This window comes from Rothia sp. HMSC061C12, assembly GCF_001815755.1.
Classification (GTDB): Bacteria; Actinomycetota; Actinomycetes; order Actinomycetales; family Micrococcaceae; genus Rothia; species Rothia mucilaginosa.
The window spans coordinates 35,013-48,982 of the sequence record NZ_KV821872.1; the positions used below are offsets into that span (position 1 = coordinate 35,013).

Here is a 13,970-nt window from a genome sequence, read left to right on the forward strand (position 1 = left end):
CAGTCCCTGCCCGCATTCAGTGTCATGGCTGATGGCTTAGCCGCCGGAGCGGCCGCCACCGGACTTCGAGCCGCCACCGAAACCGCCCTTGCTACCGGACTTCGAGGAAGAGCCAGACTTGGACGAGGAACCAGACTTCGAGGACGAACCCGACTTGGAGGTGTTCGACTTGCTGTAGGAGCCAGTGCTACCGCTATTGCTGGTGCCCTGCTTACCGCTGGAGACCGAGCCGGTGGTCTTGTTACGCACCGTGGAGGTCTTACCGGAGTTATTGGTGCTGGTCACCTTGCCGGAGGAGACGGTGGAGGACTTCTTCGCGCTGCGGTAGGAGTCTTCGAAGCTACCGCCCTTGGAGGACACACCGCTGTAGACGGTGCCGTTGTTGGGGCGGGTGGTGCTGCCTCCGGAGAGCTTGGTGCCCACACCGGGAACCGTGGGGGTGCCGGTAGAGTTCGCGGCACTTTGGCGGCCCAGGTAGTACCAGAGGAACGCATTCGAATTATTGTGGGTGGTGGTCGAACCGGAAGTGCCCGACGACCCAGAAGAGCCCGAGGAGCTGGAGGAACCGGAAGAACCCGACGAGCTCGACGAGCCCGAGGAATCGCTACTGGACGAGTCGGTCGGCTCCTGAACGCCTGCCTTCTCACATTCGCTATCTTCCACGCGCAGGCCGGTCTTTGCGTCCTGGCAGACGCGGGCGTACTCTTCGCCCTGCGACAGGAACGCGTTCTCTTCCTGGTGCATGGAGTTGTAGGCGAAGATGCCACCGCCAACCAGCAGCACGCCAGCGCCAGCTACGGCAATCATCTTGGCGATACCGGGGCGGGTCGCACCCAGGTTCAGGGTCTGCTGGGCTGAGGTCTGTGCGGCGCGGGTAGCGAAATCTGCAACCGCCTCCATGCGATTGCGGGGCTTCTTCGAGCCGTTAGGGGTGGTGGTTCCGCCGGGGTATTGGGGAGCAGAACTCATGCATCTCTCCTTGAAAGGTGGTGCGTGGCGTAACATTCAACGCGTACATGAAGCTGAGTGGGTACAGCATCATCCGGCGACTTTCGCCGGACTATCGGTGTGATTCCAGCATATCAAGCCCTAGCTTTCGGATTATTAGCTGACGGCAAAATCTCAGCAAGCTTCGCCGCATGTTGCGCAGTTGTTTCCTTTCTGTTTGCTTTGGCGGCGATTCCTAATTAACTATCAGCCGATTTAACCGCCTATGTGGGGGGCAACTGGCGGCGTTGCTGGTTGGGCAGCTGGGTTGGGCTGCGTTGCTGGTTAGACTGCGGGATGTACAGCCGAAAGATGCCACAGGATGGTCACGGTTCGTCACACATCCCCTACACTGCACCGGATTGAAACACTTCTTCACACAAACTCGCGCCGGAGCGCGCAAAAGTTTTAGAGTATGCCACATGTCTACACCGCATGCATCATCTCGTTCACGTCTGCCCAAGTGGGCTACTTCTTTTGGCAACCAAATCATTGCCTCCCTCATTCTGGGTATTGTTCTCGGCGCGCTCGCCCTCGCATTGGGCGGGGACGCGAAGAACAACCCCAACTGGCTCATGGTGACCCTGGATACCATTGGTTCCTCCTACGTCACCCTGCTGAAGGCGGCTGTTGTTCCGCTGATTTTCACCGCCGTGGTCGCCTCCATCTCTAACCTGTCGCAGGTAACGAACGCGGCGCGTCTGGCGGTTAACACGCTCATCTGGTTTGCGATTACCGCGTTCTTCGCGGTGCTCATTGGTATTGCGATGGGCCTCATTGTTCAGCCGGGCGTGGGCGCGCAGGTGCAGGGCAAGGCGTACACCGGCTCGACCGGTTCGTGGACCGCGTTTTTGACCGGTCTGATTCCGGTGAACTTCCTGGGTCTGGGTGTCAGCGCTAAGTCCGGTGATTCCGGCATCACCGCCTCGGCAAACTTCAACGTGCTGCAGATCCTGGTCATTTCCGGCGCGGTCGGCATTGCCGCGCTGAAGGTCGGTGAGGCAGCCAAGCCGTTCATTGACGTGGTCAAGAGCGCTCTGGCGATTATTCAGAAGATTCTGTGGTGGATTATTCGCCTGGCACCGCTGGGTACCGTGGGTCTGATTGCTAAGGCAGTGTTCGCGTACGGTTGGGCGTCGATGGGTTCGCTGGTCGCGTTCGTCATCGCCCTCTACATTGGCCTGCTGCTGGTCTTCCTCGTGGTCTACCCGATTATTGTTCGCGCGAACGGTCTGTCGGTCCGCCAGTACTTCTCGGGTGTGTGGCCGGCGCTCCAGCTGGGCTTCGTGTCCCGCTCCTCAATGGGTTCGATGCCGATGACCCAGACCGTTGCCGAACGTAACCTGGGCGTTCCCCGCGCCTACGCATCCTTCGCCGTTCCGCTGGGTGCGACCACCAAGATGGACGGTTGCGCCTCGGTTTACCCGGCTCTTGCCGCGATCTTCGTGGCTCAGTTCTACGGTATTCAGCTGGACTTCACCCAGTACCTGCTGATTGTGATGGTGTCCGTACTTGGTTCGGCTGCGACTGCCGGTACGACCGGCGCTATCGTGATGCTGACTCTGACCCTGTCCACTCTGGGTCTGCCCCTGGACGGCGTGGGTCTGCTTCTGGCGATTGACCCGATCGTTGACATGGGTCGTACCGCCCTGAACGTTGCCGGTCAAGCTCTGGTTCCCGCGATTGTGGCTCGCCGCGAGGGCATCCTGGATGAGGAGCTTTACAACGCTCCCCGTTCGGAGGGCGGCTTCGTGGCTCAGGAATTCTACGATGAGCGCATCGCCGGCGAGGCGCAGCGACTTCACGAAGTAGAGGACGCAGGCGCGGTACGCCGCTAATCTGACGAAGGCCCACGCACACGGCGCTAGGCGGTACCGCTTAGCGCCGTGTAGCTTCTCCGCTACCCATGCCCCCAGCATGAGCGCACAGCACGGGCAAAATACATTTGTCAAACGTCATAAAAGTGTCACTATTGATTCTTTTTTTCTTTAACGATTGAGAAGAGTTATGATTTTGAACGGCGTGTTCCATCTCCTACGTGGTTGAGGGGGATGGGACACGCTCTTTTCGTCCCCCCCCCCTTACTTTTCTACCCATTCCCCCAGCTTCTTGACACCCTTCAATCTGCACTCGAGGGTAAGGCTCACCCGCAAGGCTCTAAAATAGAACCTATGAGTACCACACCGATCCGTTTGATTCTTGCATCCGCATCCCCGGCACGCCGCAAGCTCCTGGAAGACTCCCGCATCGCGTTCACGGTGCGCGTCTCCTCCGTAGATGAGGACGCCGCGCTCGCTACCGCCAACGAACAGGCGCGAGCACAGGGACGTGCGGGACTCACCCCTGCTGAAACCGCATCCCTGCTGGCGCAGCTGAAAGCGCAGGCAGTTGCCGCTGAACTTGCTGCTGAAGGTGTGCGGGATGCGCTGGTTCTGGGCTGCGATTCGGTGTTCGAGTTTGACGGCGTTGCCTACGGTAAACCGCACACTGCCGAGGCGGCACGCGAGCGCATCAGCGCAATGAGCGGCAACCACGGCGTGCTGCACACCGGTCACGCTCTAGTGGATTTGCGCGGTATTGAGCCGGGCACTGAACCGCCTGCAACTTCTGAGTTGCCCACCGTTTCTGAACTACGTAGCGCCACCGTCCACTTTGATGAGCTCAGCCCCGAGGAAATCGAGGCGTACATTGCTACCGGCGAGCCGCTCTGGGTAGCCGGTTCCTTCACCCTGGACGGTTACGGTTCGGCGTTTATTCGCGGTATTGAGGGTGAGTTCCACACGGTGGTGGGCCTGTCCATCCACGCGCTACGCGATATGCTGCGCCGCCGCGAGGTCGCGGTAACCGAGCTGTGGCTGGCGCCCCAAAATGAAGATTAGATCCAGCGCAATCGTATAAATCTGTCTCAAAGCGCGCCCTGAAATACACATTATTGAACACCAATCGATAAGATAGAACAGTATGATGCGCGTTATATTCGCCAATCCTGCCGATGTATCCTTGGAGCAGGAGATTAAAGGAGAGCTTTAAGTGACTCAGCACCAGGCAGAAGCCGCCAAGAAATTTACTGCAGTCCCCGGCCGTCACACCGGCCCGGTCAGCAAGATTCTGATCGCTAACCGCGGCGAAATTGCTGTCCGCGTGATTCGTGCAGCCCGCGATGAGGGTCTGCAGACCGTCGCCGTCTATGCTGACCCCGACCGCGACGCCCAGCACGTAAAGCTCGCCGATGAAGCCTACGCTCTCGGCGGTGCCACCGCGGCACAGTCCTACCTGGTGATGGACAAGCTCATTGAGATTGCTATCCGCTCCGGTGCTGACGCCGTGCACCCCGGCTACGGTTTCCTCTCTGAGAACGCGCAGTTCGCGCAGAAGTGCATCGACGCGGGCCTGACCTGGATTGGCCCCTCCCCCGAGTCCATTACCCAGCTGGGCGATAAGGTGGCGGCACGCCACATCGCGCAGAAGGTAGGTGCTCCCCTGGTGCCCGGCACCAAGGACCCGGTCAAGTCCGCCGATGAGGTTGTCGCCTTCGCGGATGAGCACGGCCTGCCCATTGCGGTGAAGGCCGCATTTGGTGGCGGTGGCCGCGGCATTAAGGTGGCACGCGACCGCGAGAGCATTGTTGAGATGTACGAGTCCGCTGTTCGCGAGGCTACCGCGGCGTTCGGTCGCGGTGAGTGCTTCATCGAGCGCTTCCTGGATTCGCCCCGCCACGTTGAGACCCAGTGCCTGGCGGATGCGCATGGCAACGTCGTGGTGGTTTCCACCCGTGACTGCTCCCTGCAGCGCCGCAACCAGAAGCTCGTTGAGGAGGCGCCCGCCCCCTACCTGACCGATGAGCAGAACGAGCGCCTGTACGAGGCGTCCCGCGCAATTCTGCGTGAGGCTGGCTACCAGGGTGCCGGCACCTGTGAGTTCCTGGTCGGCACCGACGGCACCATCTCCTTCCTTGAGGTCAACACTCGACTGCAGGTGGAGCACCCCGTTTCCGAGGAGATTTCGGGTATTGACCTGGTTCGTGAGCAGTTCCGTATTGCCCGCGGTGAGAAGATTGAGGAGAAGGACCCGGTTCTGCGCGGTCACTCCTTCGAGTTCCGTATTAATGGTGAGGATGCGGGTCGTTCCTTTATGCCCGCCCCCGGCACGATCGAGAAGATGACCGTGCCCACCGGCCCCGGTGTTCGCTGGGATTCTGGCTTCGTGGCTGGCGACGTTATCGGCGGTAACTTCGACTCCATGCTGGCTAAGCTCATTGTTACCGGCGCGGATCGTGAGCAGGCTCTGCAGCGTGCCCGCCGTGCCCTGGCTGAGCTGACCATTGAGGGTATGCCCACCGTCATTCCGTTCCACCGCGTCGTGCTGGATGATCCCGCCTTCGCGCCGGCTGAGGGCGGCGAGTTTAAGGTGCACACCCGCTGGATTGAGACCGAGTTCAACAACGCCATCCCCATGTACTCCGGTGCGCCCGGCACTGTGGATTCCGATGAGGACGAGCGCACCACCGTGGTCGTTGAGGTCAACGGCAAGCGCATGGAGGTGTCCCTGCCCGATCTGGGCGGTGGTGCTAAGCCTGCCGCTAAGCCTGCCGCCAAGACCCGCAAGTCCCGTTCGGCACGTAGCGCGGCAAAGGGTGGCGGCGACGAGCTGACCAGCCCCATGCAGGGCACCATCGTGAAGGTTGCCGCATCTGACGGCGACACCGTCGCTGAGGGCGACCTGATTCTGGTGCTGGAGGCGATGAAGATGGAGCAGCCCATTACCGCGCATAAGGCGGGTAAGGTTTCGGGCCTGTCCGCTAAGGCTGGCGATACCGTCACCTCCGGTGCGGTGCTGGCGACCATTAAGTAACGCTTCGCTCGGTACTGAGGTCTCGATACCGCGGTCTCGCGACTGCGAGCGCTATAGGCTATACGAATCCCCCGGAAGGGTATGAGGTAATGTCTCGTATCTTTCCGGGGGATTTTCTATGTCCGCTCTTGTCTGCTTCTGTGGGGTTTGAGCGGCCCCCTTATTGCGATTACGTCCAGATAGTGGCTGTATTTGTTGGGTCTTTTCTGAACAGAGTTATAATGTTGCACTTTAGAGGAGCCTTTCAGATTCCTACGCCTACCGCACCCACCCGATGCGGTCACGGCACCCGATACGCGCCTACGGCACACCCGCCTCACGCGCTGACCGGTAACGGACGCCCCGGCTCCACCTGTACACACAGTTCACCATTTCGGGAGTTTTCCTTATGAGCACCTCTGCACCCGACACGAAAGTGTCTGCTGCATCGGTGAAGAATACGACTCCTCGCAGTCGAGTTATTCTCGCCTCGCTCGTTGGTACCACCATCGAGTTCTACGATTTCTACATTTACGCCACCGCAGCAGTGGCTGTGTTCCCCGTGCTGTTCTTCCCCGCGAAGGACGCAACCACCGAGCTTCTGGCTTCCTTCGCGACCTTCGGCGTCGCCTTCATTGCCCGCCCCCTCGGTTCCGTAATCTTCGGTCACTTCGGTGACAAGATCGGTCGTAAAGCAACCCTCGTTGGTGCGCTACTGACCATGGGTCTGGCGACCTTCATCATCGGCCTGCTGCCCACCTACCACCAGATTGGTCTGTGGGCACCGACCATGCTGACCATTATGCGTTTCTGCCAGGGCCTGGGTCTGGGCGGCGAATGGTCCGGTGCGGCACTGCTCGCCAGCGAATACGCTGAGGACGGCAAGCGCGCACGCGCCGCCATGTGGCCTCAGCTCGGCGCGCCCATCGGCTTCGTGCTTGCGAACGGCTTCATGCTATTGCTGACCAGCTGGATTACCTTCAACTCCGCAACCGATGCGAAGAACCTCGAGCACCCCTTCCTCATTTGGGGTTGGCGTATTCCGTTCCTGCTGTCCATCGTGATGGTCGCCGTTGGTCTGTACGTTCGTTTCAAGTTGGAGGAGACCCCCGTCTTCGCCAAGGCTGCCGCTAACAACGAGAAGGTTAAGACCCCGCTCGTTGAGGCGTTCAAGGTCGCCTGGTGGCCCATGATTCAGGGCACCTTCATCATGGTGGCGTGCTACGTGCTGTTCTACCTGATGACCGCATGGGTTCTCTCCTACGGTATCGGCAAGGCCGATAAGGGCGGCCTGGCTATCCCCTACCGCGAGTTCCTGATTATTCAGTTGATCTCCATTACTGGCTTCGCGATCTTCATCCCGATCTCGGGTTGGCTGGCTGATAAGTACGGCCGCCGCATCCAGCAGCTGTGGACCACCATCGCGATGGCTGTCTTCGGCCTGTCCTTCGGTCTGTTCATCTCCCCCTCCGTTGTTGGTACCGGCGCGAACGCAAACGCCGCTGTGGTTACCCTCTTCATCTTTATCGGTATGTGCCTGATGGGTCTGTCCTTCGGTTCCATGTCCGCATACCTGCCGGAGCTGTACCCCACCAACGTGCGTTACACCGCCAGCGGTATTGCCTACAACGTGGCGTCCATCCTCGGTGCGGCGCTGACCCCGTTTGTGGCTGTTTGGCTGAACACCTCCTACGGTGTGGGTGCCGTGGGCGGCTACCTGGCGTTCGCCTCGATCCTGAGCGTTGTCTTCATCCTGCTCACTCACGAGACCCGTGACGTGGACATGAACGCTGTCAGCACCACGAAGTAAAACTTCGCAGGGGCTAAAGCGTCTCTACGGCAAAGCGGTGGGGGTCGCCTCCTGAATCCAAGGAATTCAGGAGGCGGCCCCCACCGCTTTTATACTGTTCCGGGATGCTGCGCCAGGCGGGGAACGCCCAGCTCAGCACCTAACAGGTTTTGAGCCTTACAGACCGCGAGTGTGCAGCTTGCGTGCCGCCTCAGCAATAGAGCCAGAGAGCGAGGGGTAGACCGTGAAAGTATCCGCCAGATCATCCACCGCGAGCTTCTTCTCCACCGCCAGGGCAATGGGGTAAATCAGCTCGGAAGCACGCTGACCAACCACAACGCCACCAATGACGGTGCCGGAGTGACGGCGAGCAAAAATCTTCACAAAGCCATCGCGCATCGCCATCATCTTCGCGCGCGGGTTGGTGCTCAACTGCAGGGTCACCGCGTCACCGCGGTAGGCACCCTCGGCAAGGTCCTTCTCGCTCACACCCACGGTCGCAATTTCCGGGGAGGTGAAGATGTTCGCGGCAACCTTATCGGTGCGCAGCGGACGCACCGCATCACCGAGGATGTGCGCCATAGCGATACGGCCCTGCATCGCAGCCACGGAAGCCAGCGGGTACACACCCGTGCAGTCACCGGCGGCGTAAATGCTGTTCACGCTCGTGCGGGACACGCCGTCCACCTTAATATGGCCGCTCGGGGTCTGCTCAACACCGATGTCTTCCAGGCCCAAATCTTCAGTGTTCGGAATCGAACCAATAGCAACCAGACAGTGAGTGCCAGAAACCTTACGACCATCCGACAGGGTCACGATAACGCCGGAGCCATCCTCAGTACGCTCAACAGCAGCCGCACGGGAACGCGGCATCACTCGCACGCCGCGACGCTCAAAGACGTCCTCCAGCACGCGAGCTGCGTCCTCATCCTCACCGGGAAGCACGCGGTCACGCGAAGACACCAGCGTCACCTTCGAGCCCAGACCGTTATACGCCGACGCGAACTCGGCACCGGTCACACCCGAACCAATCACAATCAGCTCCTCGGGAACCTCGGAGAGGTTGTACAGCTGAGTCCAGGTCAGGATGCGCTCGCCATCGGGCATACCGGTCGCCATTTCACGCGGATGCGTACCCACCGACAACAGCACAAAGTCTGCGTGCAGGGGGTAGACGAGGCCCGCCTCATCGGTCACCTGCACGGTGTGGCGGTCAAGAAGCTTACCGGTACCGTGAATAATCTTCACACCAGCAGAGGCCAGGGCACGCTTAATGTCGGCAGACTGCTGCTGGGCCAGGTCGCGGACTCGGCGGTTCACGCGGTCCATATCAACACGAAGCTGCGGCGCCTTACCCTTCGTGTTTTCAATGCCCAAGCTACCCGCCTCGGAGAAGCGGGTCATCATATCCGCCGTAGCGATCAGCGTCTTAGAGGGCACAACGTCAGTCAGAACGGCGGCGCCACCAATGGCGTTGCGTTCGATCAAAGTCACGTCCGCGTTGGATGCGGCAGCCACCATCGCTGCCTCATAGCCGCCGGGGCCACCACCAATAATTACAATTCGCTGAGATGCGTAGTTCACCTTTGAAGTCATGCCTTAATTGTGAGCTATGCCGCCCCTACGGGGCAAACGCACTCGCCGTGCAGATATGCCATATTGTGGCAACCTGCACGGCGAGCATCTTCATGGTTCGGCATCATGGTTCGGCCGCCCGATATGACAGGGCGACACCTACCCCTGTAGGTCTCTACTCCTCGAGAGCCTGCGGCTTCTCGGCATAAATCGAGTTGATGAACTTCTCAGCCCACTGCAGCATCGCGCCGTCCACCAGGTCCTTGCCGCCCACCGGCATGGTCTTCGGGCGCGGAACCAGCGTCAGCCAGGTGTCCATACCCTTCGGCTGGGCGTGCGTGGAGCCAGGGTACACGCGCTTCAGACGCATCTGGCGGGACTCCGGCAGCGGCGTAGCGGTTACCACGCGAACCTTCGGCCCCAACACCACCAGCTCATGAATACCGGCGGCACGAGCGTGCATACGCACCGTCGCCACGGCAAGCAGGTTCTCTACCGCCTCCGGCAGCTCGCCGTAACGGTCGACCAGTTCCTCACGAGCCTCCGCGATCTTCTCTTCGGTATCGGCGGCAGCAATCTGACGGTATGCCTGCAAGCGCAGACGCTCAGAATCAATGTAAGTGTGCGGAATATGCGCGTTGACGGGCAGGTCAATCTTCGTCTCGACCTCGCGCTCTTCCTTCTCGCCGCGGTAGTTTGCGACCGCCTCGCCGACCAGGCGCAGGTACAGGTCAAAACCAACACCGGCAATATGACCGGACTGTTCGCCGCCAAGCAGGTTGCCGGCACCGCGAATCTCCAGGTCCTTCATCGCAAGCTGCAGGCCAGCGCCCAGCTCATTGTGGGTCGCCACCGCCTTCAGACGCTCGTGCGCAATCTCGCCGAGGGTCTTATCCACCGGGTACAGGAAGTAGGCGTAGGCGCGCTCGCGACCACGGCCCACGCGGCCACGCAGCTGGTGTAGCTGGCTCAGACCGTAGTTCTGGGCGTGGTCGACAATGAGGGTATTCGCGTTCGAAATATCCAGGCCGGTCTCCACGATGGTGGTGCACACCAGCACGTCAAAGCGGCGCTCCCAGAAGTCCACAATAATCTGCTCCAGGCGCGATTCACTCATGCGGCCGTGGGCGGTGGCGATGCGCGCCTCCGGCACGAGCTTGCCGATTTCGGCGGCAACATCGTCGATGTCAGCCACGCGGTTGTGCACGAAGAAAACCTGTCCTTCACGCATGATCTCGCGGCGGATCGCGGCGGTAATCTGGCTGTCGGTACGCGGGCCGACGAAGGTCAGCACGGGGTGGCGCTCCTCCGGCGCGGTGGCAAGGGTGGAGGTCTCACGAATACCGGTTAGCGACATTTCCAGGGTGCGCGGAATCGGGGTTGCACTCATGGCGAGCACGTCCACGTTGGTGCGCATCTGCTTGAGCTTCTCCTTGTGCTCCACGCCAAAGCGCTGCTCCTCGTCAATAATGACCAGGCCCAGGTCCTTGAACACTACGCTGTCGGAGAGAATGCGGTGGGTACCGATCACCACGTCCACCGCGCCGGAGGCGATTTCTTCGGTAATCTGGCGGGTTTCCTTCGCCTTCTGGAAGCGGGAGAGCACGCGAATCTTCACGGGGAAGCCAGAGAAGCGCTCGCTGAACGTCTCGTAGTGCTGCTGGGCGAGCAGGGTCGTGGGCACGAGCACCGCGACCTGCTTGCCGTCCTGTACCGCCTTAAACGCGGCACGTACGGCGACCTCGGTTTTGCCGAAGCCCACGTCGCCGGAGATGAGACGGTCCATGGGGATTTCTTTCTCCATGTCCTCCTTTACCTCGTGGATGGCGGTGAGCTGGTCGGGAGTCTCGTTGTAGGGGAAGGACTCTTCCAGCTCTCGCTGCCAGGGGGTGTCTGCGGCGAAGGCGTGACCACGCGAGGCCTGGCGTGCCGAGTAGAGTTTCACCAGGTCGGCGGCGATTTCCTTGACTGCCTTGCGAGCGCGGGACTTGGTCTTAGCCCAGTCGCTGCCGCCCATCTTGGACAGGCTCGGGTTCTCGCCCCCCACGTAGTTGGAGATCAAATCCAGCTGGTCGGAGGGTACGAAGAGGCGGTCGGGCGCGCCACCGCGCTTGGCGGGGGCGTACTCGATGACAAGGTATTCCTTCATGGGCTGCACGCCGTTGACCGGGGATGCACCAGCAACCGGGCGGGAGGTCATCTCGACGAACCTGCCGATGCCATGGCGTTCGTGCACCACGTAGTCACCGGGATTCAGCGCGAGCGGGTCGACGGCGTTGCGGCGGCGGCGCGTCTTGAATTTCTGTCCTGCGGCGCCTCGGGGTGCGTAGGTTCCGCGGCGGCCGAGTAGTTCGGCTTCGGTGAAGACGGCGAGCTTAGCCTCCTCGATAAGGAAACCTGCGGAGGCGGGTGCCTCGCAGACCTCGACGATGCCGTGTTCGAGGTCGCCGGCGGGGTCGGCTTCGAGGCTGGTTCGGCGGGCTGCGGGTACGGCGGGTGCCCCTTCGCCGGAGTGGAAGAGGTCGATGAGTCGGTCGGTGGAGCCGCGGCCGTTGGTGAGGGCGAGGACGGTCCACTGTTGCTGGATGAGGTCGCCGACCTGGCTGAGCATGCGTTCGACGGAGCCGTTGAATGCGGTTGCGGGGGTGGCGTTGACGGTGTAGGTGTCGATTCCGTCTTCGATGGCGTCGGCGATGCTCTGGTTTTCGAGTGCGCCTGCGGCGGCGTCTTCGAGCAGGTCTGCGTCGGTGACGAGTTCGGTGATTTCCCACCAGCTGAGTTTGTCTTCGAGTGCCTGTGTGGTGGTTTGGTCGATGGTGCGGAATCCGCTGTCGCTCATGCGGAGCTGTCCGAGGTCGATGGGTGCTACTGCGTCGGCTTCTGCGGAGGTGTCCCAGGCGGCGGCGAGGAATTCTTCGTTGGTGGCGACGAGGTCTTCGGCGCGGGCACGCACACGCTCGGGTTCGACGTTGATAATCATGGACCCAGCCGGCAGTAGCTCGGTGAGGGTGTTCATGGATTCGATGAGTAGCGGGGTGAGTGATTCCATGCCTTCGACGTAGATTCCGCCGGCAATCTTTTCGAACATAGTTGCGGCTGCCGGGTAGTCTGCCTTCAGGCGTGCGGCGCGGCTCATGACCTCGGGGGTGATGAGCAGTTCGCGGCAGGGCAGCAGGGTGAGTTCGGTGAGCTCCTCTCCCCCGCTGAGGGTGCGCTGGTCGGCGACGGAGAAGTGGCGCATTTCGTCGAGTTCGTCGCCAAAGAATTCGAGGCGCACGGGGGTAGTTGCGGTGGGCGGGAAGACGTCGATGATGCCGCCGCGTACGGCGTATTCGCCGCGCTTGGCAACCAGGTCTACGCGGGAGTATGCGGCGTCGTTGAGGCCGCGCACCACATCCTTGAAGGGGTATTCTTCGCCACGAACCAGGTGCACGGGTTCGAGCTTTTCGATGCCGGTGACGATGGGCTGGATGACGGCACGCACGGGCGCGATGACGACCTGCGGGCGGTTAGCCGCATCCCCGGTCATGGCGCGCAGTACCTGCAGGCGGCGGCCTACGGTGTCGGAACGCGGTGAGAGGCGTTCGTGGGGCAGGGTTTCCCAGGCGGGGAAGAGCGCAATGTCTGCGGCGGGCAGGTAGGAACGCAGGGCTGCGGCGAGGTCTTCTGCTTGGCGGTCGGTGGGGGCGATAATGAGGCTGAGCGCTTCAGCGGTGGTGTCGCGTACTGCGGTGGAGATGTCTGCAATGAGCGCGGCGTGGGTTCCGGCGACGGCGCCGATGAGGGTGCGTGCGCTACGTTCGGTGGGCTTCGCGGAGGCGGCGGTGCGGATTGCGGCCCAGCTGCTGAGTTGGTTGAGGGTGTTCAGGAGGGGGTGCAGGGGTGCCTCGAGGGGCTGTGCGGTAGCTTTTCGGGTGGTGCTCACGGGTTCTCCTGAATCTGGGGTCTTCGCTTGCGGCGGTTGAGCTGGTGGAGGGCTTCTATGGATGGTCGGTATTGGGCGGTGCCGGTTGGGGTGTCCGAGTGAATTTGCCTTTATCTCACGGTGCTTTTTGTGCGTTTTGGGGTGTTTTTTGCGGCTTTTCCATTGTAGGACTTGTCTGCTTTTTCTGGCATTTTTCTCTTGTACTCTTCTGTGACGGAATATATTCCTTTTTGCACTCGATTGTCGCTTTCGTGGGTGATATTTGAGTATGGTTTTCTTCCGTGTCTGTTCCTGTGCCACAACGTTCATCGCATGGGGCGCAAATCACACACTCACGGGCATCTTTGCACTTTGTGCACCATTATTTTCACAGCTTAATCCTGTACCCTAATCATTAACGCTTACAGAAAAACCAGACAGTATATCCCCTTCCGGATTCTGTTTACCTCTTCCAACCAACCTCAGGTTTTCAGTATTTACTGCGGTTTTTCTAGTGCGCTAAATTCACCGTATCTTTCGATGTTTCTTCCGGAACGTCGCATCAGAAAGACGCATATGACAACCACATACACGAACAAACCCGCTGAAAAGCGCCATGCCCATTCATGGTCTGCTAAAAAGTGGGCCGCTTTCGCACTCGCTTTTGGTACCGCTTTCACTGCGGCACCGCTTACTCCTACTACTCCCGCTTCGGCTGCTACCGGCACCCATGATGGTTCCAGCAGCGATAAGGCGGCTGCTTCCTGCTACGAGGTCAAGCAGGTTAATCCTTCTGCCTCTTCTGGCACTTATTGGCTGTACACCCCGCAGATGAGCGGCCCGGCGCAGTTCTACTGCGATCAGGAAACTGATGGCGGCGGCTGG

At 60.6% G+C, this 13,970-nt stretch carries 8 protein-coding genes; 5 read left to right on the forward strand and 3 right to left on the reverse strand.

Annotation, left to right across the window (positions count from 1 at the left end):
- Window positions 1-36: 36 nt before the first annotated feature.
- Window positions 37-969: a hypothetical protein gene (locus tag HMPREF3055_RS06370; RefSeq protein ID WP_049349992.1), complete on the reverse strand. Its 933-nt coding sequence runs from the start codon at window positions 967-969 to the stop codon at window positions 37-39.
- A gap of 440 nt (window positions 970-1,409) precedes the next feature.
- On the opposite strand from HMPREF3055_RS06370, the gene HMPREF3055_RS06375 reads away from it, so the two are divergent.
- The 4 genes from HMPREF3055_RS06375 (at window position 1,410) to HMPREF3055_RS06390 (ending at window position 7,627) form a co-directional block, all read left to right on the forward strand.
- Window positions 1,410-2,825: a dicarboxylate/amino acid:cation symporter gene (locus tag HMPREF3055_RS06375; protein ID WP_070738604.1), complete on the forward strand. Its 1,416-nt coding sequence runs from the start codon at window positions 1,410-1,412 to the stop codon at window positions 2,823-2,825.
- A 333-nt stretch (window positions 2,826-3,158) separates the two neighbouring features.
- Complete coding sequence (locus tag HMPREF3055_RS06380) at window positions 3,159-3,866, forward strand: Maf family protein (protein ID WP_070738606.1); 708 nt, start codon at window positions 3,159-3,161, stop codon at window positions 3,864-3,866.
- Between the two features lie 151 nt (window positions 3,867-4,017).
- A complete protein-coding gene (locus HMPREF3055_RS06385) occupies window positions 4,018-5,838 on the forward strand; it encodes an acetyl/propionyl/methylcrotonyl-CoA carboxylase subunit alpha (protein WP_070738608.1) in 1,821 nt (606 codons plus the stop codon).
- A 388-nt stretch (window positions 5,839-6,226) separates the two neighbouring features.
- A complete protein-coding gene (locus HMPREF3055_RS06390; protein WP_070738610.1) occupies window positions 6,227-7,627 on the forward strand; it encodes an MFS transporter in 1,401 nt (466 codons plus the stop codon).
- A gap of 156 nt (window positions 7,628-7,783) precedes the next feature.
- Here HMPREF3055_RS06390 and HMPREF3055_RS06395 read toward each other — a convergent pair whose 3' ends face one another.
- Both HMPREF3055_RS06395 and mfd read right to left on the reverse strand, forming a co-directional pair.
- Complete coding sequence (locus tag HMPREF3055_RS06395) at window positions 7,784-9,202, reverse strand: NAD(P)H-quinone dehydrogenase (protein ID WP_049355952.1); 1,419 nt, start codon at window positions 9,200-9,202, stop codon at window positions 7,784-7,786.
- Between the two features lie 154 nt (window positions 9,203-9,356).
- Window positions 9,357-13,106: a transcription-repair coupling factor gene (gene mfd / locus HMPREF3055_RS06400; RefSeq protein ID WP_070738611.1), complete on the reverse strand. Its 3,750-nt coding sequence runs from the start codon at window positions 13,104-13,106 to the stop codon at window positions 9,357-9,359.
- 555 nt (window positions 13,107-13,661) lie between these two features.
- Between mfd and HMPREF3055_RS06405 the strand changes: the two genes are divergently transcribed.
- The coding region (locus HMPREF3055_RS06405; RefSeq protein WP_256387803.1) for a fibrinogen-like YCDxxxxGGGW domain-containing protein at window positions 13,662-13,970 on the forward strand (309 nt) is incomplete at its 3' end.

Coding starts and splice junctions, on each gene's coding strand:
- HMPREF3055_RS06370 (WP_049349992.1), bottom strand. CDS start 969: ATGAGTTCTGCTCCCCAATACCCCGGCGGAACCACCACCCCTAACGGC.
- HMPREF3055_RS06375 (WP_070738604.1), top strand. CDS start 1,410: ATGTCTACACCGCATGCATCATCTCGTTCACGTCTGCCCAAGTGGGCT.
- HMPREF3055_RS06380 (WP_070738606.1), top strand. CDS start 3,159: ATGAGTACCACACCGATCCGTTTGATTCTTGCATCCGCATCCCCGGCA.
- HMPREF3055_RS06390 (WP_070738610.1), top strand. CDS start 6,227: ATGAGCACCTCTGCACCCGACACGAAAGTGTCTGCTGCATCGGTGAAG.
- HMPREF3055_RS06395 (WP_049355952.1), bottom strand. CDS start 9,202: ATGACTTCAAAGGTGAACTACGCATCTCAGCGAATTGTAATTATTGGT.